Origin of the sequence: Halomonas sp. G11 (assembly GCF_001663515.1) — a bacterium.
GTDB lineage: Bacteria > Pseudomonadota > Gammaproteobacteria > Pseudomonadales > Halomonadaceae > Vreelandella.
Window position 1 is genome coordinate 14,662 of record NZ_LYXG01000017.1, and the last position, 22,458, is coordinate 37,119.

Here is a 22,458-nt window from a genome sequence, read left to right on the forward strand (position 1 = left end):
TGCCGGTGAGTGAGTTTCCCTTTGCGGCGGTGGTTGGCCAGGAAGCGCTGAAAACCGCGCTGATCCTTAATGCCATTAATCCGCGTATCGGTGGGGTGCTGGTTAGTGGGCCAAGAGGTAGCGCCAAGTCGACCTTGGCAAGGGCTCTGGCCGCTATTTTACCTGGCGATAGCGACGGGCAGCGTGCTCCTTTTGTGACTCTGCCCCTGGGCGCCAGTGAAGACAGGCTGGTCGGCAGTCTGGATCTGCAAAAGGTGCTGGCCAATGGCGAAGCCACCTTTCATGCCGGGCTGCTCGCTAAAGCCGATGGCGGCGTGCTGTATGTGGACGAGGTCAATCTGCTGCCGGATACCCTGGTCGATTTGCTGCTGGATGTGGCCGCCAGCGGAACGAACATCGTCGAGCGTGACGGTATCAGCCACTCCCACCCGGCGCGCTTCAGCCTGATTGGCACCATGAACCCGGATGAAGGCGAGCTACGCCCGCAGTTGCTGGATCGTTTTGGGCTGTGTATCGACCAGGCCGCGAGCATCAGCGTGGAAGAACGTATCGCCATCGTCCAGCAGCGCGAAGCCTTTGACCGCGACCCTGCGGGGGCGGCCCGTGGCTTCGAGGAGGCCCAGGCCGCACTGACCGAGCAGATTCATCAGGCCCAGCGCCAACTGGTGGATGTCATTACCCCGTCATGGGTGTATCACACCATCGCCTCGCGCTGTGAAACCGCCGGTGTGGAAGGGTTGCGAGCCGACGTGACCTGGCATCGCGCCGCCCGCGCCCACGCCGCCTGGCGCGGTGCAAGCGAAGTGGCGCAGCAGGATATCGATACCGTCGAGCCGTGGGTGCTGGACCATCGGCGTACCCAATCGCCCGAGCAAACCCCGCCTTCTTCGCCGCCGAAGACACCGCCTTCGGGAGGCGAGGGCGGTTCGTCATCAACGACTGGTGCGTCGACCGGCGGATCATCCGAGCAGCGCGGCGAACAGGGGCAGTGGGGTGCCATGCCGCCCCAGGCTCAGTCAACCATTCAGCAGGCAGCGCCTGAACTGGCGGATACGCCAAACGGTGTTGGTCAGGCGAAAACGGCGGCGACTCCGGCGTCCGGTGAAAAAGGGCAGGTATCAGGCAAGGGACGCTCGCGGACTGAAACGTCTCGTCTGGACGGCTTTGGCACCCTGATCGCCAACCGCGGCCAGTGGCCCTGGCGAACGCTTAAAATGCGCAAGACACAGGCCGGGCAGCCAAGGGCGCATCTGGTGTTGCTGGATACCTCTGGCTCCACCCTGGGGCAGCGCCTGCTGGGCCAGGCAAAGGGGCTCGTAGAATCGCTGGTGCGCCAGGCCTACGCGGCACGCGAACAGGTCGCCGTCGTCGGGTTCGGCAACGGCGGCGTGGTGCCTCTGCTCTCCCGGCAACGTGCGCCCAAGCGTGTAGAGGCGGCGCTGGAGGCCGCCACCGGCGGCGGCGGCACGCCGCTGCGCGAGGCGGTGATCGAGGCGAAGCGCCTGATCCATCAGTGGCAGCGCCGTGAACCTGGTCTGCACATCCGCACCTATCTGATTACCGACGGCCGTACCCGCGAATCCGTCGCCGACCTCGGCCCGCTGGGCGACTGTGTCCTGCTGGATACCGAGTCATCGAAAATCAAGCGCGGCCAGGGCGCACGCATCGCCCAGCAACTGGGGGCGCGCTACGCGACACCTTTTTCTGGACAGGAAACGCCATGACTGACGATCGCCATACCCACCGCATGCAGCGCAAAAAGGACGTGGTCGACGAGCGCATCAGCCGCGCCACGGAAGAGCGCGGGGTGTTGATCCTGCTGAAAGGCAACGGCAAGGGCAAAAGCAGCTCGGCGCTGGGCACCCTGGCGCGGGCGCTGGGTCACGGGCAACGCTGCGCGGTGATCCAGTTTATCAAGGGCCGCCGTGAAACCGGCGAATACCTGTTTTTCCGCGACCAGCCCAACCTTGACTGGCACATCATGGGTCAGGGGTTTACCTGGGAAACCCAGGACCGCGAGCGCGATATTGAAGCTGCCCAGTCGGCCTGGGCGGTGGCCAAGGGGCTGCTCGAGAACCCTGACTACCACCTCATCGTCCTCGATGAAATGAGCTACATGTTCAAGTACGGCTACCTCGACCCGCTGCCGGTGGTCGAAGCGCTTAACCAACGCCCCGCGCATCAAAACGTGATCATCACAGGGCGCACCATGGCGACGCCGCTTCAGGAAATCGCCGACACCATCAGCACGGTGAAGGACGAGCGTCACGCCTTTCGTGGCGGTGTTAAAGCCCAGGCGGGGATCGAATACTGATGAGCACACCCACTGCAAGCTGCCCGGCGCTGTTTATTGCCGCGCCTTCTTCGGGGCAGGGCAAGACCACCTTTACCGCCGCGCTGGCCAGGGCGCTGCGCAACCAGGGCAAGGTGGTGCGCGTGTTTAAAACCGGCCCCGACTACCTGGACCCCCAGGTGCTGGCGCAAGCCGCCGGTCAGCCAGTGGATCAACTGGACCTGTGGATGGCGGGCGATGCCTACTGCCGCCAGCGCTTTTACGAAGCCGCCCAGACGGCGGACATGATATTAGTCGAAGGCGCCATGGGCCTGTTTGACGGCGAGCCTTCCAGTGCCGACCTGGCCGCCCGGTTTGGCTTGCCCATGGTGGTGGTGATGGACGTCAAAGGCATGGCGCAAACCGCGGGCGCACTCCTGGCGGGGCTGGCGGGCTTTCGCGACGATATCCGCATTGTCGGGCTTATCGCCAACAGTTGCGGCTCCGAGCGCCACCGCGAGCTGATCGAGACCACCCTGCCGCAGGGTATCCCACTGCTCGCTGCCATCGCGCGCAACCCGGAGCTGTCGCTGCCCGAGCGCCATCTAGGCCTGGTGCAGGCCGACGAAATTCGGGATGACCTGGAAGTGCGCTTTGAAAAGGGCGCAAGCGTTATCGAGGCGGAAAACCTGCCCCAGACGCTGCTTGCGCTGCCGCCGGTGACCTTTACTGCCCCGGCAGACGTCGTGACCGCCGACTTGCCGTCGCTTGCCGGGTGCACCATCGGCGTGGCCCAAGACGCCGCGTTCAGCTTCATTTACCAGGCCAACCTGGACCTGCTCGAGCAGATGGGCGCGCAGCTGCGCTTTTTCTCGCCGCTCACCGACAGCGCCTTGCCCAGCTGCGATGCGCTGTGGCTACCCGGGGGCTACCCGGAAATCCACGCCGCGACCCTGGCGGCCAATTCGGCCATGCACGCGGCGATCAGGCAGTTTTTTGCCGACGACAAGCCGATTCTGGCCGAGTGTGGTGGGCTGCTTTACTGCCTGGAAACCCTGACCGACTACGACGACACCACCCACACCATGCTGGGCCTGCTGCCGGGGCACGGTGCCATGCGCGGGCGTCGGGGCTGCCAGGGGATGCAAACCGCCGCGTTGCCCGAAGGCCCGGTGCGCGGCCATGCCCACCATCGGTCGATGGCCGAAGGAACGCCTGAGCCCATCGCCCACGGCCGCCGCCAGCGCCACCCTGCGCCCGGGGAGGCCATTTTTCGTGAGCGTGGATTGACGGCCACCTACTTGCACCTGTTTTTTGCCAACAACCCTGCCGCGATCGCGCTGCTGTTTAGCGGCAAAGCGTCGCCAGCGCGTCAGCCTATCGAACCTGAGGACGAGACCCATGCAGTTAAATAAGATACCCGCCACCGTGGTCACCGGCTTTTTGGGCAGCGGTAAAACCACCCTGCTGGCAAGCATTCTGCGCCAGGTGACCGGCAAGCGAATTGCCGTGATCGTCAATGAATTCGGCGAGCAGGACATCGACTCAAGCCTGCTGCGCGGCTGTGCCCTCGACTGCGAAGACGGTCAGGCGGTGGAAGGCGACGACAGCGGCATCTTTGAGCTGGCCAACGGCTGTATCTGCTGCACGGTAGAAGAGGAATTTCTACCGGTGATGAAAAAGCTGGTCGCCCGCCGCGACGATATCGATCACATTCTGATCGAAACCAGCGGCCTGGCGCTGCCCAAGCCGCTGGTGCAGGCGTTTAACTGGCCGGAGGTGCGCCAGCACTGCACTGTCGATGCCATCATTACCGTAATTGACGGCCCCGCCGTGGCCTCTGGCCGCTATGCCAGCGATGTTGCCAAGGTAGAAGCCCAGCGCCAGGCCGATGAAAGCCTGGATCACGACCCCAGCCTGCAGGAACTGCTCGACGACCAGCTAAGCGCGGCCGATCTGGTGCTGGTCAGCAAGACGGACCTGCTCAGCCCGGACGACAAGGCGCGGGTCGAGGCGTTGATTCAGGCGCGTGTGCCGGAATCGGTGAAGTACCTGTTTGTCGATCAAACCCTGGCCACCAATACCGTTCAACTGGAAGCCCTGATGGGCATCGGGGCGGCCAGCGAAGCGAGCATCGACCTGATCACCAATCACCACGACAAGCATCACGCTGAGGGCGCGCATCACGACCATGCCCACGACAACTTTGATTCCTGCGTAATCAGCCTGGGCGAAGTCGACGGCGACCTGCTGGCGGCCAAGCTGCAGCACATTGTCAAAACCCAGGAAATCTACCGTGCCAAAGGCTTTGCGGCGATTCCCGGCAAGCCGATGCGCCGGGTGATCCAGGCCGTGGGTGAACGTCTGGATGGCTACTTCGACCGTCTCTGGGCGGAAGGTGAAACGCGTCAAACCCAACTGGTCATCATTGGCAAGTCGCTGGACAGCGATGCGCTGCGTGAAGCGCTTGCCGAAGCAGAGGTAACAACAGCCGCCTAATGCACCTTTTTGCCGCCAAACCCGGTGGCTTTGTTGATGATGAAGGCATTGTCGATCTTCAACAAAGCCCCGCGGATGTCGTGATTCTCTCGGCCGCCGACAGCAACCTCTCGGCCCTGGCCCAGGCGATCGATCGCCTGGGCGAGCGCTATCCGTCGGTGCGTCTGGCCAACTGGATGAACCTGGTCAAGCCCGCCGCCTACGACCTCTACGAGGATCGGGTGCTGGAAAAGGCGCAGTTGGTGGTCGTGTCGATGCTGGGCGGGCAGGCCTACTGGCAATACGGCTACGAACGCCTGCTGGCCTGGCTGAACGCCAAGCCCGGCCGCCAGTTGATCCTGGTGCCCGGCTGCGATGCCCCGGACGACGCGCTGCTGGAAGCTTCGAGCGTCGACTATGACAGCGCCTATCGGGTATGGCGCTACCTGCGCGAAGGCGGCGTGGATAACGCCGAGCAGCTGCTGCGCTACCTGGGCAGCGAGTGCCTGGCGTTGCCCACCACCTGGAAGGAACCCAAGGTGGTGCCCGCGGCGGTGATCTATGCGCCAAGCGATGCCGCAAGCCAGACGGGGCGCCAGGTGATGAGCCTGAGCGAATGGCGGGCCAACCAGCAGCCGGAACGGCCGGTGTGCCTGCTGCTGTTCTACCGCAGCCACCTGCAGGGCGCCAATACCCTGGTCGTCGATGGCATGATCGAAGCGCTTAAAGGGCAGGGACTCGAGCCACTCGCCATCGCCGTTGCCTCGTTGAAAGAGGCCGACTGCATTGCCTTTATCAATCACCTGATCGAGCAGACCGGCGCCATGCTGGTGGTCAACACCACCAGCTTCTCGATCAACCGCAATTCCGATGACACCTACCCGCTGGGCGGGGCGATTCCCGAGAGCGTGTTCGTCGGCCAGCCGGTGATCCTGCAGGCGATTCTTTCCAGCAGCACCATGGAGGATTGGCAGGCCTCGGCCGCCGGGCTGAGAAGCCGGGATGTGGCGATGCAGATTGTACTGCCAGAAATGGATGGCCGGGTGATCACCCGTGCCGTGGGCTTCAAGGCGGAAGCGCTGTATAACGAACGCAGCCAGCTATCGGTGACCCACCACGCCCTGCACCCGGAGCGCGCTGAGTTTGTCGCCAAACTGGCGCGCCGGTTCTGCCACTTGCGCACCACCCCCAATCACGCCAAACGGCTGGCGCTGGTGCTGGCGAATTACCCCAACCGCGATGGCCGGATTGGCAATGGCGTCGGGCTGGATACGCCCGCCTCGACGTTGCAGATATTAACCGCGCTGCAATCCGCGGGTTACCCGGTCAGCGACCTGCCCGACAGTGGCGATGACCTGATCCGCCTGCTGCAGGGGGCGGTGACCAATGACCGCAATGTCATCGACCAGCGCATGTGCTGGCAAAGCATTAGCGTTGACGACTACCTGGCCTGGTTTCAAACCCTGCCCGCCGAGCTGCAGGAAACGGTATGGACGCGCTGGGGGGCGCCCGATGATGACCCCAAATGCCGCCAGGGGCGGCTGATGATCTCGGGTATCCGGCTGGGCGACACCTTCGTGGGTATCCAGCCCGAACGCGACTTTATCGACGACCTGACCCAGTCCTACCACGATATGCAGCTGGCGCCGCCGCATAGCTATCTGGCGTTCTACTTTTGGCTGCGCGAGCACTACCAGGTGGAAGCGGTGATTCACGTGGGCAAGCACGGCAACCTTGAGTGGCTGCCGGGTAAAAGCAGTGCGCTTAGCGCTGATTGCTGGCCGGATATTGCGCTCGGGCCGGTGCCGCATTTCTACCCGTTTATCGTCAATGACCCGGGCGAGGGCGCCCAGGCCAAGCGGCGCAGCCAGGCGGTGATTATCGACCACCTGATGCCACCCCTGGCCCGCGCCGAGCTGTATGGCGATATGGCCCGGCTGGAAGCGCTCACCGACGAATATTACCAGGCGCTGGATATGGACCCCCGGCGCGAGGCGTTAATCCGCGAGCAGATTCTTGAGCACCTGCGCGAGACCGGCATCGACCAGGAGTTGACCAAGGCGGTCGACAGCCAGGACGAAGCGCTGATCCTGAACGAGCTGGATACCTTCCTATGCGACATCAAGGAATCGCAGATTCGTCACGGCTTGCACATTCTCGGCACGCTGCCGCCCCAGGATAAAGTGGTCGGCACCCTGGTGGCGCTGCTGCGCTTGCCGAGAGGTGAAAGCATTGCCCAGCGCGGCCTGTTGCATAACCTGGCCGATGACCTGGCCTTGCACGCAGCAGGCCAAGCGCCCTTTGACCCGCTGAAGGCCGACGCCGAGCCCTGGACGGGGCCGCGGCCAAACGTGCTGCGCGAGCTGGATAGCGCCGCCTGGCGCAGCGGCAACGACACCCGCGAGCGGCTGGAGGCGCTGGCCCACCAGCTCGTCGAGGCGTACGTGGTCGCGCCGGGCAGTCTGGAGGCGTTGGCCGCCCACTATCCCGCGACCGCCGAGCAGCTGCGCTACGCCCGGGACCAGCTATGGGTCGCGCTTCAGCAGAGCGCCGAGCTTGAAATCAGCTCACTGCTTGATGGGCTTAGCGGCCTGTTTGTCCCCCCGGGGCCCAGCGGCGCCCCCAGCCGCGGCCGGCTGGATACGCTGCCCACCGGGCGCAATTTTTTCAGCGTGGACAACCGCTCGATTCCATCGCCCGCCGCCTGGACGCTGGGCGAAAAATCTGCCCAGGCGTTTGTCGAGCGCTATCTGCAGGATAACGGCGACTACCCCCGCCGCCTGGGGCTCTCCATCTGGGGGACCGCCACCATGCGCACCGGTGGCGATGACATTGCCCAGGCCTTTGCGCTGATGGGCGTACGCCCCATCTGGTCGCTGGGCTCCCAGCGGGTGATCGATATCGAGGTGATTCCCTCGATGCTGCTCAACCGTCCGCGGGTGGACGTTACTCTGCGGGTTTCTGGCTTCTTCCGCGATGCCTTTCCCAACGTGATCCGGCTGTTCGATGCGGCGGTACAGGCGGTGGCCAGCTACGCCGAACCGGGCAACAGCAACACCATTCGTGATGCGGTGATGGCCCGCCAGCAGGTGCTGGAAAACCAGGGGCTGAGCCCCGAAATGGCCGCCCAGCAGGCAGGCTATCGGATCTTTGGCAGCAAGCCAGGGGAGTACGGTACCGGCCTTAACCGGCTGATCGACAACGGCGCCTGGGAAAATGCCGATGACCTGGCACAGGCCTACCTGGATAATGGCGCCTACGCCTACGGGCAGTTTGCCGAGTCTGGCACCGCCGCCCCGGATGCCTTCGAGCAGCAGCTTAAAGGCCTGGAAGCGGTGATGCAGAACCAGGATAACCGCGAGCACGATATCCTCGATTCCAACAGCTACTACGCCTTCCAGGGCGGCATGGCCAATGCCAGCCGCTCGCTGAGCGGGCAAACCCCGGCGATCTACCACGCCGACCACGCCAACCCGGCCCAGCCCAAGGTTCGCACGCTGAAAGAGGAGCTTGCCAAGGTGATTCGCTCGAGGGTACTCAATCCCAAGTGGATCAACGCCATGCGCGAGCACGGCTATAAAGGCGGCTTCGAGATGGCGGCCACGGTCGACTATCTATTCGCCTACGATGCCACCACCGACCTGGTCGCTGACTATCAGTACGCCCAGGTCACCGATGCGCTGGTGCTGGATGACGCCAATCAGCAGTTCCTGCGCGAGCATAACCCCTCGGCGCTGGAAGAAATGGCCGAACGCCTGCTCGAAGCCGCCCAGCGCGGCATGTGGCAGGCGCCCGGTGAGCAGGGCGACGCGTTGAAAGACCTGCTGCTGGAAATGGACGAGGCCAAGGAGGTCGCGGCGGATGTCGGCTGAGCCTCGCATCAAGGGCTGGTGCCCCGGTGCCTGGCAACCGATGGCAACCGGCGATGGTTTACTGGTGCGTGTGCGCCCACGGCTGGGCCAGCTTGAGCGTGGTCAGGTACTGGCGCTGTGCGACGCGGCGGAGGCCTACGGCAGCGGCTTGATCGAACTGACCAGCCGCGCCAATCTGCAATTGCGCGGCGTCACCGAGGCGAGCTGGCCAGCCCTGATGGAGACCCTGGTCGCCCACGAATTGACTGATGCCGACCCGGAAGCGGAGCGTCGCCCGCAAATTCTATTGGCCCCCGGCTGGCAAGCGGGGGACGATACCCATAAAATCGCCAGCGCGCTTAACGACCGTTGGCCCGAGTTGCCGGTGGTGCCCGCCAAGGTCGGGATCGCCATTGATGCAGGCAAGGCGCCGGTGCTGGGCGATGCCTCGGCGGACTTTCGTATCGAACGCGCCGATTCGGGCGGCCTGCTGGTGCGCGCCGACGGTTATTCGTTGGGCACCGCAGTGCGCTCGATTGACGCCGCCGTGGCACAGCTTATCCGCTTGGTGGCATGGTTTGTCGACAGTGGCGGTTGGGACAGCAAACGCATGCGGCGCCATCATGTGCCGCTGCCTGACTGGGCCCCGGCCAACGCACGGCCCGCTGCAACCGGCAGCCAATTGCCTCTGGGCAAGCACGAAAACGGCGCGGTGTATGGCCTGCCGTTTGGGCGGGTGCCTGCCAGGGTGCTGAGGGCTGCGGTGACGCCTGCCGACGTTAACGCCCTGCAGGTGACGCCCTGGCGGCGTGTCTGGGTCGCAGGTGCCAGCGCCGAGGCCATCGACGGGTTGATCAGCGACGAACAGGACGCCCGCCTGCGGATTGATGCCTGCCCCGGCGCGCCCTATTGCGAGCAGGCCAGCGTGGCCACCCAGCCGCTTGCCGAGCGCCTGCGTGGGGTTACCCAAGGCTCGGTGCATGTATCCGGCTGCGCCAAGGGCTGCGCCCGGCGCTCACCGGCCGACGTGTGTTTGGTCGGCCAGGCCGGTAGATTTGACCTTATAATTAACGGCCGTGCCGATAGCACGCCGGTCAAGACAAACCTCACGGAGACTGAGGTAATCGCTTATTTGGAGAGTTTAGGTGCCCCACATTTATGAAACCGACGGCCCGGCGATTTACCGGGAGTCCTTTGCCACTATTCGCCGTGAAGCAGACCTGGGGCGGTTTTCTCGCGATGAAGAGCCGATTGCCGTGCGCATGATTCATGCCGCCGGTCTGGTAGAGCTTGCCGCCTCGATATATTTTGCAGGCGATGTGGTCAGCCACGCCCGCAAAGCGCTCGAAGCCGGCGCACCGATTTTATGTGATGCCCGCATGGTGTCAGAAGGCATCACACGTAAACGCCTGCCCGCGGATAACCCGATTATCTGCACGCTGAATGACGAGCGCACGCCCGCACTGGCCAAAGAGATGGCCAACACCCGCTCGGCGGCGGCGCTTGAACTCTGGCGCCCGCATCTGGAAGGCGCAGTGGTGGCGATTGGCAACGCGCCCACGGCGCTATTTCATCTGCTCAATATGCTCGAAGACCCTGACTGCCCGCGGCCCGCCGCGATTATCGGCTGCCCGGTGGGCTTTGTCGGCGCGGCGGAATCCAAACAGGCGCTCTGGGAGAGCCAGGTGAGCCCCTGCTGCACGGTGCAGGGGCGCCTGGGCGGCAGCGCCGTGACCGTCGCCGCCCTCAATGCCATTGCGGACCGAACAGAATGACCCAGGGAATCATCTACGGGGTTGGCCTTGGCCCGGGAAGCCAGGACTTGATGAGCGTGCGCGCCGATCGCTTGATTCGTGGCGCCTCGCACGTGGCCTATTTTCGCAAGAAAGGGCGTACCGGGCATGCGCGCAGCATCGTCGAGGGCATGCTGGCCCCCGAGGTCACCGAGCTCGCCATGGAATACCCGGTCACCACGGAAATCCCCTTTGATGACCCGCGATACAACGCGCTGTTGGCCAACTTTTATGAGCGGAGCGTGGCGCTGTTGATCGAACTGGCCGAGGCGGGGCGCGATGTGGTGGTGCTTTGCGAAGGCGACCCGTTCTTCTACGGTTCCTTCATGCATCTCTATACCCGGCTACTGGACCACGTGCCGGTCTCCGTGGTGCCGGGTATCACCGGGATGTCGGCGGCCTGGACCGCCACCGGCCAGCCGATCACCTGGGGCGACGATATCCTCACGGTGGTCATGGCCACGCTGCCGGAGGCCTCCCTGGCCGAGCGCATCGCCGAGACCGATGCCCTGGTGGTGATGAAAATCGGCCGCAACCTGGACAAGCTGCGCCGGGCGCTTGCCCAGGCCGGGCGCGAGGATGACGCCTGGCTGATCGAATACGCCGCCATGCGCCAGGAACGAGTCCAGCCCTTCAAGGACGTGGGCGAGAGCGTGCCCTACTTCTCGATTGTGCTGATTCACGGCCACGGGAGACGCCCATGAGCGGCTGGCTGAAAATCGTCGGCTTGGGGCCAGGCAGCGACCAACTGGTGACGCCCGAGGTGTCGGCGGTGCTCGCCGAGGCCACCGATGTGGTGGGCTATGTGCCCTACGTTGAACGCGTCGCGCCCAGGGCCGGGCTTGTGCGCCACGGCTCGGACAACCGCGAAGAAATCCAGCGGGCCGAGCAGGCGCTGACGATGGCCGCTGACGGCCGTCGCGTGGCGGTAGTATCCTCCGGCGACCCGGGCGTGTTTGCCATGGCCTCGGCGGTGTTTGAAGCCTTGGAAGCAGGCGATGCCCAGTGGCGCTCGCTGGACGTTCAGGTGCTGCCGGGGATTTCCGCCATGCTGGCCGCCAGTGCCAGCGTCGGCGCGCCGCTGGGGCACGACTTCTGCTGCATTAATCTATCCGACAACCTCAAGCCCTGGGCGCTGATTGAAAAGCGCCTGCGCCTGGCCGCCGAGGGCGACTTTGCCATGGCGTTCTACAACCCCCGCTCCAGGGCGCGGCCGGAGGGCTTTGCGCGTACGCTTGAGGTGCTGCGGGAAGCCTGCGGGCCGGATAGGCTGATCATTTTCGCCCGCGCTGTCTCGACTCCAGATGAGTCGATTCGCGTGACCACCCTGGGCGAGGGGACGCCGGAGATGGCAGACATGCGCACCCTGGTCATCGTGGGTTCCAGCCAGACGCGGCGCATTGAAAGACAAGGCCATGAACCGAGCGAGCCGTGGGTTTATACCCCTCGCTCGGTAGGCGCCAAAAGCCAGGCCAGCACGTCATCCGCGGTGTGACATTCCCGGCGTGAGGGCAGCCCAGGCCGCTCGATCATGACGACCGGCAGGCCGAGCGTGCGGGCGGCGGTGAGTTTGGAGACTGCGCCGTCGCCACCGGCGTTTTTGCACACCAGACGCTCAACGGCGTGGTCCTTGAGCAAGGCCAGATCGCCCGCCGTGGTAAACGGGCCGCGCGCGACGGTGATAGTCTGGTGGGGCAGCGGTATCGGCTGCTCTGGGTGATCGACCAGCCGCAGTACATAGTGATGCTGGGGCATGGCGGCAAAGGCTTCCAGGTGCTGGCGCCCGATGGCCAGCATGATGCGCTGGGGCGGGCCGTCCAACTGGTCCACTGCCTCGTCGATGCTGGCAGCGTGCGTCCAGTGATCGCCAGGCTGGGGTTGCCAGGCCGGGCGGGTGAATGCCATCAGGGGAATATCGCATTGCGCGGCAGCGGCCAGCGCGTGGCGGCTCATCTGCTCGGCGAAAGGGTGGGTCGCGTCAATCAGGTGGGTAATGCCCGCTTGCTGAAGGTACGCGACCAGGCCAGCCACGCCGCCAAAACCGCCAACACGCGTCGGCAAGGGTTGCGGCTTGGGGGTGCTGACCCGCCCCGCATAACTATAGATGGCCGGGATCGAACGCTCGGCCAGCAGGCTGGCCAGGGCGCTGGCCTCTGAGGTTCCGCCAAGAATCAGGATGTTCATAGTGGTTAACGGTAACGAGGTTCCCTGGCTGACGATAATAGGCTGGGGGGAGAGTGGCACACAGGGTCTCACGGCGGCAAGCCGCGAGGCCCTCGCGCGTGCCGAGGTGGTGTTTGGCGCCCGCCGACACCTGCGCCTGCTTGTACCCTTGAGCATTGACCAAAGCGCCGACCTGAAAGCCGACTTGAAAACCAAGCTGCGTGAATGGCCGGTGCCGTTTGCCGACGGCATTCCCCAACTGCTCGCCGAGCGCGGCCGCCGCGTGGTCATGCTGGCCTCCGGCGACCCCTTCTGGTTTGGTGCGGGCACCTCCATCGTCAGCCACCTTGAGCCCCAGGAATGGCAGGCGCTGCCGTCGCCCTCCACGTTCAGCCTGACGGCTTCCCGCCTGGGCTGGCCGCTTCAGGACTGCACCTGCCTGGGCCTGCACGCCAAGCCGTTAACCCGCGTTCGCCCCTACCTGCATCCCGGCAGGTGCGTGCTGGTGTTGGTACGCGACGGCGACGCGGTAGCGGAGCTTGCCCAGTGGGTTTGCCAGTTCGGTTTTGCGGATTCAAAACTGACGGTGCTGGAAGCCCTGGATGGCGAGCTCGAGCGAGTGCGTGCCTTTTCGGCAGCGGCGACGCTTCCCGATGACATCACGCATCCGGTGGCGGTAGCGCTTGAGGTTGCAGGCGAAGGGCCCGCATTGCCGCTGACGCCTGGGCTTGCCGATGGCTTTTTTGAACACGATGGCCAGATCACCAAACAACCCATTCGTGCCATGACCCTGGCCGCGTTGGCCCCCAAGCCCGGCGAACGGCTGTGGGATATCGGCACCGGCTCGGGCTCGATTGCAATCGAGTGGCTGCTGGCCCACCCCGACAATCAGGCGGTAGGCTTTGAACAGAACGCCAGCCGTGCGGCCCGCGCTGCCCATAACGCTCGGCAACTGGGCGTCGACTGGCTTGAAGTAAATGAGGGCAGCGCGGTTGAGCGCTTAAACGATGCACCACCGCCGGACGCGGTGTTTATCGGCGGTGGGCTCTCCCAGGCGCTTTTAGGCGCGTTATGGCAGCTTCTGCCAAGCGGCGTGCGCATTGTCGCTAATGCGGTGACGCTGGAGTCCGAAGCGCTGCTGGCCCACTGGCACCAGCAGGCGGGCGGCGAGCTGCTGCGCCTGGAGCTTGCCAGCGCCGCGCCGCTGGGCACCCGCCGGGGCTGGAAGGCCAGCTACCCCATCGTGCAGTGGCGGGGCGTTCGATGAGCGGGCAGGAGATAAAAGTCATGGGCTNTGGCCCACTGGCACCAGCAGGCGGGCGGCGAGCTGCTGCGCCTGGAGCTTGCCAGCGCCGCGCCGCTGGGCACCCGCCGGGGCTGGAAGGCCAGCTACCCCATCGTGCAGTGGCGGGGCGTTCGATGAGCGGGCAGGAGATAAAAGTCGTGGGCTTTGGTTTTCGTCGCGGTGCGTCGCTCGCCTCGCTGGCAGGGTTGCTCGATACGCTGACCCAGCGCTTTGGGGCCATCGACGCCCTGGCGGGCACGCAATCCATGCGCCCGCTGGTGCAAAGCCTGGGCCAGGCGCGCTGCCTGAATGTCATTCTGGTCGCCGATGCGCGCCTGCCAAGCGTCACCACTCTCACACAATCCGCGCAAAGCCTGCAGGCGCGGGGCACAGGCAGCGTGGCCGAAGCGGTGGCGTTGTTGGCCGCCGGGCCTGGGGCAGAGCTGCTCGGCCCACGGCACATTGCCGCTGACCGGCAGGCAACGGCGGCCATCGCCATAGGAACATCATTATGACCGTACATTTCATCGGCGCCGGGCCAGGCGCCCCTGACCTGATTACGCTGCGCGGCCGCGACCTGATTGCCGCGAGTCCGGTGTGCCTCTACGCAGGTTCGCTGGTGCCGCAAGAACTGCTTGAACATTGCCCGCCAGGCGCGCGCATCGTCAACACCGCGCCGTTGTCGCTGGACGAGATCGTCCAGGAAATCCAGGCCGCCCACGCGGCTGGGCAGGATGTCGTGCGGCTGCACTCGGGGGATCTATCGGTATGGTCGGCGGTGGGGGAGCAGACCCGGCGCCTGCGCGCGTTGGAGATTCCCTACACCACCACCCCCGGCGTGCCCGCCTTTGCCGCCGCTGCGGCCAGCTTGGGACAGGAGCTGACCCTGCCGGGCGTGGCGCAATCGGTGGTGCTGACGCGTACCTCCGGTCGTGCCAGTGCCATGCCGGACAACGAAACCCTGGCCAACTTTGCCCAAACCGGCGCGACGCTGGCGATTCACCTGTCGGTTCATAACCTCGAAAACGTGGTGGCGTCGCTGACGCCGTACTATGGCAGTGACTGCCCCGTGGCGATTGTATGGCGAGCCAGCTGGCCCGATGAAAAAATCATCAGAGGGCGCCTATCCACCATTGAGGCGTTGGCCGCCAACACGCTGCAGCGCACGGCGCTGATTCTGGTTGGGCCGGTGCTCGAGAGCGAGGACTTCCAGGAGAGCGCGCTGTACGCCGTGGGCTACGATCGCCGTTTTCGGCCACAGTTCGCGGACTCGCCGTTTGCCAACCTGCCAGACGAGGAGGGCCCAGACGGATGACCACGCTTTCGCTGATCGGTATCGGCACGGGCAACCCTGACCACGTCACGCTAGCCGCCGTGCGCGCCCTTAACGACGCCGACCTGATCCTGCTACCGCGCAAAGGCGAAGCCAAAAGCGACCTGGTCGACCTGCGCCGCCTGCTGTGCCAAACCCTGCTGCGCGAGCCCGAGCAGGCCCGGATCGTCGAATTCGACCTGCCTAAGCGAGGCGAGCGGGGCGATTACCTGGGCGCCGTCGATGAATGGCACCACGCCATTGCCGAGGTGTGGGCATCATTGATGGCGCGCCACCTGCCCGAAGGCGGGCGGGTCGGCATGCTGATCTGGGGCGACCCCTCGCTTTACGACAGCAGCCTGCGCATCGCTGAACGCTTGGGTGCGGCCGGGCGGCAGGTAGACGTCGAGGTGGTGCCCGGCATCACCAGCCTGCAGGTACTCACCGCCGAACACCGCATACCGCTGAACGCCCTGGCCGAGCCCATCCAGATAACCACCGGCCGCCGCCTGCGCGAACGCGGCTGGCCAAGCGACGCCGCCACGGTCGCCGTGATGCTTGACAGCGGCGGGGCCTTTACCGCATTGCCCGCCGACGATACCTACATCTGGTGGGGCGCCTACCTGGGCATGGAAAAACAGTGCCTGATCAAAGGCTGGCTAAGCGAGGTCAGTGACGAGATCATCCAGCATCGCGCGAGCCTGCGCGAACAGCACGGCTGGATTATGGATATCTACCTGCTGGTTAAACAGCCGCTGATATGACGCCGGTATCAATATGGAATGTTTTTCCATAAAATAACTGTATCGACTAAATGACTGCGTTATCAGGAGCGACAATGAGCTTTTACGTTTATCTATCCGGCGAGATCCACACCGACTGGCGCGACGAAATCCAGCGCGGCGCCGGCGCGGCAGGCCTGGATATCGTCTTCACCGCCCCAGTGACCGATCACGACGCCTCGGACGCCGCCGGTGACCACCTCGGCAAACCCGAAAATGGCTTCTGGCGCGACCACCAGTCCTCCAAGGTCAACGCCATCCGCACCCGCACCATGATCGAACAGGCCGACCTGGTCGTCGTACGCTTCGGCGACAAATACAAGCAATGGAACGCCGCCTTCGATGCAGGCTACTGCGCCGCCCTCGCCAAGCCCTACATCACCCTGCACAGCGAAGACATCGTCCACCCGCTCAAAGAAGTCGACGCCGGTGCCCAAGCCTGGTGTACCACAACGGATCAAGTGGTCGAAACCCTCCGTTACGTTCTAAAAGCTTAAACCCAAGACGCCTCCCACAAACCCAACCACAGCATTAGTGGTGTTGATCCGGTGTTGTGGGAGGGCGCTTCAGAGCGCGAAGATCCCTCCCCATAAATAATCCAGCCCAATAGAGTTCCAGGCCACTATTGCGAGTGTGTTGCGCTCATAAAACTATTATAATCCTTTAAAATCAAATAACTGCATGCTTGTAGCGCGGCGTAACGCTTGGCGAGGAACGAGCCAAAAGGCACCCGCAGCGGCGGCCCGGCGCGAAGTCAGCGCAGCTGCCCAAAGCCAGCTCCAGCTTAATTTTTCTGCAAAGTCACGTGACCTAAGCCAGTTTTATGAATAAAGTGTTATTGGACTAGCAAAACTAGCGCGTATTTGAATCTTAGATATACTGCCAAATTATTTTAAATATCAGATGGTTAGGGATGTTTCGGCGCGCTCGATAAGAATGTGGAATAGAGCCGTGCGTTCATTCAATATCCGAACTTGTAGTCTAATTACTGTTATACGAAATTGTGAGCAAATGAGATAATGTGAATGGACAAACTAAGTGAAGCCTCGAACTAGACTTCGATATCTTCATTGGTTATTTCGGTTTTGACAATCATATTGGTTGGCAACCTGCGCACTAAATTTGTTCCTGTAGTCTTGACAGACGCTAGTTTTTTGCACCGTTTATATGAAGCCTTAGGCTAATTTTTTTAAAAAATCACAACTTTAGGGAGATGCATAGTTGAAAATTAATAGAGTAAGGGTTACGTCGTTGTTTGGTATTTTTGAACACGATATTCCTCTAAATGAGGACAGTGGAATAACAATTATTATAGGCGAGAATGGCTTAGGAAAAACAATAATACTAGAAGCTATCAATGCACTATTTAATGAAGACTACATTTTCTTTAGATACTTGGAGTTTAAAGAGTTTGAGTTTTACTTTGATGATGGGGAAATCTGGAGATTAGCAAAAGAAGTTAAAGAAGAAGATTTCTTATTGTATATTTCTCGAGACTCTTCTATAAAACCTATTCTAAAAAGAAAACAACATAAATTATATCAAGCATCTTATAATTTTAATACAAGAATGATGAAAGAAAGACAAAATATGTATCGTTTGGAAGCAGAGATAGAACTGAAAAGAAAGATGGATCGTAATTATTTTTCCCATAAGGAAAGCGGGTTTTACGATGAGAGATATGACTTTGAGCGCGAATATGAATATAGAAAAATGATGGCAATGCGTCACCATAAGCGAATGAGAAATGGTGAGATTTCTGAAGTAAACCCTCCTAAGTGGTTTAGTGATGGTATAAGTAATGTCAGGGTTAAATTAATTGAGACGCAAAGAATTATTACTGCTAAAGAAACTGGCAGCGATTCTTATGTTAATAATCTAAATAAATGTTCTCAAGAACTTAAAGAAATGATTTCGATAGCAGCTAGAAAATCTTCTCTTGTTTCTTCTGAGCTGGATAGTACTTATCCAAATCGATTGGTAAAAAAATTACGACAAGGTTCAAGAGACTCATTTGAAGAATTAAATGAAGCATTAGCTAAACTAGATGAGAGGCGGAAACTTTTTTCATCATCGGGTTTAGCGGTTAAAATCAGCGATTCAGATCTGCTGCAAATCGATGAAAAACAAAAGGATTTAGTTAACGTACTAAAACTATATATTGATGACAGCCATAAAAAACTAGATCCATTGGAAGGCTTATCTAAGAAAATAAAGCTTTTTAAAGGTATAATTAATAAGAGATTTAAGCATAAAGTGCTGGAGATAAGACATGAAGAAGGTTTTGTTTTTCGCTCTACAGTAATAACTAATAGAGATGGTGAATATGATCTTATACCATCTTCAAAGCTATCTTCAGGTGAACAAAACGAATTAATTTTATTTTATAAATTAATTTTCAATTCTAACGTAAATGATATGATTTTAATCGATGAGCCTGAGCTTTCGCTACATATTTCGTGGCAAAATAAGTTTATCAAAGATCTCAAAGAAGTAACCTCAATTAATGATGTGTCAATTGTAATCGCAACTCACTCACCTGATATTATTGACGAAAACTGGGATTTAAAAGTTGAGTTAAAGGGGGTTGAGTAATGGAGGACTCAATAACACCAGCTAGAATTGCAAATTCTATACTGCAGGATTCAAATTTTACGGGTGTCAATATACTCGTAGAGGGTGAAAAAGACATTAAATTATATAGAAAATTATCTTGCGAAGATTCGAGCAGGATTAAAGTCACTTTTGGCAAGAAGAAAATGCGAGAAACCTATGGAATACTGAGTAATAGGGGTGGGGCGCGTGTAATAGGTATAAGAGATGCTGATTTTATAAGATTAAAAGGTAATCAAAAATTCGATCCAAACTATGATGCAAATATATTTTTGACTGATAATCATGATTCAGAAAGTATGATTATTAAAAGCCAAGCTTTTGATGATTTTTTGTTGGAAATTTCAAAAGAAGATAGAGTTAGTGCGTTCTATAAAAAGCATGGCTGTCTTAGAGAATTTTTATATGAATTAAGCTACCCGTTAGCGTGTTTAAGATTTGCAAATAAAAAATTCGATTTAGGCTTGGCGTTTAAGCCAGCTAATCCGGATGGTAATAAGTTAAAATTTAAGAAAATTATATGCGATAAAAAATTAGAGTATCTAGGCCATGATAAATTAATAAATACAGTAGTTGAGTACTCAAAAAATCGTGGCTCTAATATAAAAGATAGAGAGATCATACTCAAAAGTCTGCTTGATGTTCTTGATTTAAAGTTGCCGGTATGTGAGTTAGTAAATGGCCATGATTTAGCAGAAATACTTTTCATTATTTGTAAGAAAGGGCTAGGAAGTAGCAATGATGACTTGAAAGGGGCTTCAAGTGTTGAATCTATGCTTCGTTTATCATATGGTAGAGAATATTTTTCTTCTACTGAGCTTTTCAAAAAGCTTTATGTATGGCAAAAAAGTCAAAATTTAAATATTTTTTCACCCGTAGGGAGAGTAGCCTAATAAGGCATTAAGTTTGAATATAAAATGGTTGGCTTCGCTTTGCAGCATAGCCAACCAAATTAGTGAACTTAGTATTTCGTTAATTTAGAATAGAAAGTTAGTGTAAGGCTTAGTGCTGAAAGGATTGCCATTAATGATTAATTCAAAGCGCTATTAAACCTGAAATGGCTGTCATATTGAAACCGATCGTCTTATTGAATTCCTAGAGGCGAACACTATTACTACAACAGAGATTGTAACAGAGTTAAATGTTCAAAAAGTTATTTCTCATGATGGCGGATGTTAGGCTTCAAAGGGAATCAATGTTATGAGTTAAAACAGGCCACTGCAAATTTTACTACCGCGTAAAAAATGCCATGATAGTGATTAAGTTGCATATGGCATACACTATGCCGACACTTTTAAGTATGCAGTTGACTACCTACTCGTACAAAAGCTCAAGTTGTGGCTTTCCGTAACAAGTGCCGCAACAGCGGAACCGGTTAGTGGAGGAGTGATCAAGCTATTCTTTTTGCTTACTAAAATGACAGCATATCTTACCGCAATATCCAGTGTTGCTGCATGACCAATACAATCCTCAAAGTCCAAAACCATACCCAACTACCTGTAGTTACTCTCTAAATCCAGTCTATTCAAGGCGATACATCGATAATATGACGAGAAAAACACTAGGTCTGAAGGCGAAAAAACAGATAGATGCCAAGCCCGCCGACGACGTTGAAGATCAATTCCCCAACGACCCCGAAAAACGTTTTTTAAATGGCGTCGCTATTCATCCCTCCCCACGTATTGTTTTAGCGCCTGGTTCTCAGCAGCGTACGGTGCGGGCGATGGATTTGATTACGCCCATTGGGATGGGGCAACGCGGGTTGATTGTTGCGCCGCCAGGCTCTGGCAAAACGACGATGTTAAAACATATCTGTCAGGCCGTGGCCGAGGCTCATCCTGATATAAAGCTGTATGCCTTGCTGATTGATGAGCGCCCTGAAGAAGTGACCGATTTTAAGCGCAGTGTGACGGCAGAGGTACATGCCTCGTCGTCAGACGAAACCTACACACATCACGTAAATATGGCCGATAAGCTTCTTGAGACGGCGCGTAAGCAAGCAGGCGATGGGCATGATGTGATGATTGTGATCGATTCGCTTACCCGACTATCACGCGTTCACAATGCCGAGCAGCGGGGCAATGGTCGTACTATGTCGGGTGGGCTGGATTCCCGCGCGATGGAAATACCGCGAAAACTGTTTGGCGCTGCGCGAAAGATCGAAAACGGCGGATCGCTGACCATCCTGGCCACCGTACTGGTGGATACGGGAAGCCGTATGGATCAGGTGATTTTCGAGGAGTTCAAGGGCACGGGCAATATGGAACTGGTGCTATCACGCGACGTGGCCAATCAATGGATTTTTCCGGCGATTGATATTGCCAAAAGCAGTACCCGTCGAGAAGAGCTTTTGATTGATGCAAAGGATATTGAGAAAGTACGCACACTGCGCAGAGCGCTAACGCATCTTAAGCCAGTAGAAGGTGCGCAGAAGCTGCTTGCGCTGTTGGAGAAATACCCCACGAATGCCGAGCTGCTGGATGCTTTCTCGCCCGCTGAGTAGAGGTGAAGCTCACCTATATATTCGTACAAGAGGCGAGCTTCTTTGTTAAGGCTTAACGACTGCTTTTTTTGACATGGTCCAGGTTAGAAGCGGGTACGGCTTTTTTAACCGGAAAGCCCTCAACTTCTTTGCGCTCAATCGTGTTTTTCAGCCGCTTTTCAATCGCACACAGGTTTTTAAAGTCGCTGATATCGACAAGCGAGATGGCTTCACCGGAGGCACCAGCACGGCCCGTTCGGCCAATGCGGTGGATGTACTCTTCGGGCTGGAAAGGTAAATCGTAATTCACCACACGGCTGAGTTCACCGATATCCAACCCTCGAGCGGCCACCCCCGTGGCGACCAGGTACTTGAGTTCGCCCGCTTTGAACTGATCCAACACCTTTTCACGCATGGCCTGGCTTCTGCCGCCATGAATGGAATCTGCTGTAATACCGCGTTTTTCCAGTTGGGCAACCAGCTTGGCCGCACTGTGTTTTTTCTCGACAAAAATAAGCGCCTGATCCCACGCTTGTTCGTTGATCAAATGGCTCAATAGGGCGGACTTGGTGTCTTTGTCTACTGTGATCAGCCATTGGTTGATAGTGGCGGCGGCGCGGACGTTGGGCGTAATCGAGATGTTAGCCGCCACGTCGGTCATCTTGCTGTCTGAAAACGCGTGGGCGATGGCGCGAACGTCGTTGGTCATGGTGGCCGTGAACAGCAGGTTCTGACGGTTCTCCGGCAGGCGCACGATGATTTTATGGATATCATCGACAAAGCCCATGTCGACCATTCTGTCTGCTTCGTCCAACACCATCACTTGCAGCTCATCAAAGTGCAGTGCTCGCTGATGCGCTAAATCCAGCAGCCTGCCCGGTGTAGCAACCAGAATATCCACGCCTTCGATCAAGCTCTCTTTTTGAGGCGCGGTATCCACACCGCCATATGCGGCCATCGAGGTTAAGGGCGTGTGTTTAGCGTATTGCGCCACACTGGCTTCGACCTGAACCGCTAACTCACGGGTCGGCACGAGAATCAGCGCACGTATGCGTTTGCCGCGCAAGGTTTCCGCGTTACTGAAGCGTTCCAGCAGAGGCAGCACAAAAGCAGCGGTTTTGCCTGTGCCGGTTTGTGCGGTGGCGATCAAGTCGTTACCCGACAGAATGGCAGGAATGGCTTGTTCCTGGATGGGCGTTGGCGTTTTATAACCGAGCTCGGTAATCGCTTGAACAAGAGGACTGGATAATCCTAGTTTTGCAAATGGCATAAGGCGCTCTGACAGATAGTCGTGAGGGGTGTCGAAAATAAAAAGTGGTGCAGTATAGCGCGAGAGCCGCCGTTCGTTTCTCGAATTATCCAATCAGCGTCATAGTGTTGCGACCTAACCCCTTGCTTGCGGCGTTAGAGGCCCATCTTTGGCGTCA

The 22,458-nt window shown here is 58.6% G+C and carries 19 protein-coding genes; 17 read left to right on the forward strand and 2 right to left on the reverse strand.

Annotated features, from left to right (window positions below; all coding sequences use genetic code 11):
• Nucleotides 1-5 precede the first annotated feature (5 nt).
• The 9 genes from ADS46_RS08970 to cobJ are packed head-to-tail and all read left to right on the forward strand — an operon-like array spanning nt 6 to nt 11,889.
• Nucleotides 6-1,724: an AAA family ATPase gene (locus tag ADS46_RS08970; protein ID WP_066319063.1), complete on the forward strand. Its 1,719-nt coding sequence runs from the start codon at nt 6-8 to the stop codon at nt 1,722-1,724.
• Nucleotides 1,721-2,314 carry a cob(I)yrinic acid a,c-diamide adenosyltransferase gene (gene cobO / locus ADS46_RS08975; protein WP_066319064.1) on the forward strand — a complete coding sequence of 198 codons (594 nt, stop codon included), beginning with the start codon at nt 1,721-1,723 and terminating at the stop codon, nt 2,312-2,314. Before ADS46_RS08970 ends, cobO begins: the two co-directional genes overlap by 4 nt.
• Nucleotides 2,314-3,687 (forward strand): cobyrinate a,c-diamide synthase, encoded by a 1,374-nt coding sequence (locus ADS46_RS08980; RefSeq protein ID WP_066319066.1) that lies wholly within the window; start codon nt 2,314-2,316, stop codon nt 3,685-3,687. Before cobO ends, ADS46_RS08980 begins: the two co-directional genes overlap by 1 nt.
• Complete coding sequence (cobW, locus tag ADS46_RS08985) at nt 3,674-4,771, forward strand: cobalamin biosynthesis protein CobW (RefSeq protein WP_066319067.1); 1,098 nt, start codon at nt 3,674-3,676, stop codon at nt 4,769-4,771. The genes ADS46_RS08980 and cobW overlap by 14 nt, the downstream gene beginning before the upstream one ends.
• Nucleotides 4,771-8,622, forward strand: coding sequence for a cobaltochelatase subunit CobN (gene cobN / locus ADS46_RS08990; protein ID WP_066319069.1), 3,852 nt, complete (start codon nt 4,771-4,773; stop codon nt 8,620-8,622). Before cobW ends, cobN begins: the two co-directional genes overlap by 1 nt.
• Nucleotides 8,612-9,763, forward strand: coding sequence for a cobalamin biosynthesis protein CobG (locus ADS46_RS08995; RefSeq protein WP_066319071.1), 1,152 nt, complete (start codon nt 8,612-8,614; stop codon nt 9,761-9,763). Before cobN ends, ADS46_RS08995 begins: the two co-directional genes overlap by 11 nt.
• Nucleotides 9,747-10,376: a precorrin-8X methylmutase gene (locus ADS46_RS09000; RefSeq protein ID WP_066319077.1), complete on the forward strand. Its 630-nt coding sequence runs from the start codon at nt 9,747-9,749 to the stop codon at nt 10,374-10,376. The genes ADS46_RS08995 and ADS46_RS09000 overlap by 17 nt, the downstream gene beginning before the upstream one ends.
• Nucleotides 10,373-11,098, forward strand: coding sequence for a precorrin-2 C(20)-methyltransferase (cobI, locus tag ADS46_RS09005; RefSeq protein ID WP_066319079.1), 726 nt, complete (start codon nt 10,373-10,375; stop codon nt 11,096-11,098). Before ADS46_RS09000 ends, cobI begins: the two co-directional genes overlap by 4 nt.
• Nucleotides 11,095-11,889, forward strand: a complete 795-nt coding sequence (gene cobJ / locus ADS46_RS09010) for a precorrin-3B C(17)-methyltransferase (RefSeq protein ID WP_066319081.1) — start codon at nt 11,095-11,097, stop codon at nt 11,887-11,889. Before cobI ends, cobJ begins: the two co-directional genes overlap by 4 nt.
• Here the strand turns inward: cobJ and ADS46_RS09015 are convergent.
• Nucleotides 11,832-12,578, reverse strand: a complete 747-nt coding sequence (locus ADS46_RS09015) for a cobalt-precorrin-6A reductase (RefSeq protein WP_066319084.1) — start codon at nt 12,576-12,578, stop codon at nt 11,832-11,834. The two genes, cobJ and ADS46_RS09015, sit on opposite strands and share 58 nt — an antisense overlap.
• Here ADS46_RS09015 and ADS46_RS09020 point away from each other — a divergent pair.
• From ADS46_RS09020 to rho, 8 genes are all read left to right on the forward strand, one after another.
• Entirely contained in the window at nt 12,571-13,824 is a 1,254-nt protein-coding gene (locus ADS46_RS09020; protein WP_066319086.1) for a bifunctional cobalt-precorrin-7 (C(5))-methyltransferase/cobalt-precorrin-6B (C(15))-methyltransferase, read from the forward strand. The genes ADS46_RS09015 and ADS46_RS09020 overlap by 8 nt on opposite strands.
• 152 nt (nt 13,825-13,976) lie before the next feature.
• Nucleotides 13,977-14,357, forward strand: a complete 381-nt coding sequence (locus tag ADS46_RS09025; RefSeq protein ID WP_066319256.1) for a cobalamin biosynthesis protein — start codon at nt 13,977-13,979, stop codon at nt 14,355-14,357.
• Nucleotides 14,354-15,157: a precorrin-4 C(11)-methyltransferase gene (gene cobM / locus ADS46_RS09030; RefSeq protein ID WP_066319089.1), complete on the forward strand. Its 804-nt coding sequence runs from the start codon at nt 14,354-14,356 to the stop codon at nt 15,155-15,157. The genes ADS46_RS09025 and cobM overlap by 4 nt, the downstream gene beginning before the upstream one ends.
• Complete coding sequence (gene cobF, locus ADS46_RS09035; RefSeq protein WP_066319092.1) at nt 15,154-15,918, forward strand: precorrin-6A synthase (deacetylating); 765 nt, start codon at nt 15,154-15,156, stop codon at nt 15,916-15,918. Before cobM ends, cobF begins: the two co-directional genes overlap by 4 nt.
• A gap of 74 nt (nt 15,919-15,992) precedes the next feature.
• Nucleotides 15,993-16,433: a YtoQ family protein gene (locus tag ADS46_RS09040; RefSeq protein ID WP_066319094.1), complete on the forward strand. Its 441-nt coding sequence runs from the start codon at nt 15,993-15,995 to the stop codon at nt 16,431-16,433.
• Between the two features lie 724 nt (nt 16,434-17,157).
• Complete coding sequence (locus tag ADS46_RS09045) at nt 17,158-18,531, forward strand: AAA family ATPase (protein WP_066319095.1); 1,374 nt, start codon at nt 17,158-17,160, stop codon at nt 18,529-18,531.
• Nucleotides 18,531-19,442, forward strand: a complete 912-nt coding sequence (locus ADS46_RS09050; protein ID WP_066319103.1) for a DUF4435 domain-containing protein — start codon at nt 18,531-18,533, stop codon at nt 19,440-19,442. The genes ADS46_RS09045 and ADS46_RS09050 overlap by 1 nt, the downstream gene beginning before the upstream one ends.
• 653 nt (nt 19,443-20,095) lie before the next feature.
• Complete coding sequence (gene rho / locus ADS46_RS09055) at nt 20,096-21,052, forward strand: transcription termination factor Rho (protein WP_066319110.1); 957 nt, start codon at nt 20,096-20,098, stop codon at nt 21,050-21,052.
• A 52-nt stretch (nt 21,053-21,104) separates the two neighbouring features.
• Here the strand turns inward: rho and ADS46_RS09060 are convergent, their stop codons facing one another.
• Nucleotides 21,105-22,301 (reverse strand): DEAD/DEAH box helicase, encoded by a 1,197-nt coding sequence (locus tag ADS46_RS09060; RefSeq protein WP_066319112.1) that lies wholly within the window; start codon nt 22,299-22,301, stop codon nt 21,105-21,107.
• Between the last annotated feature and the right edge of the window lie 157 nt (nt 22,302-22,458).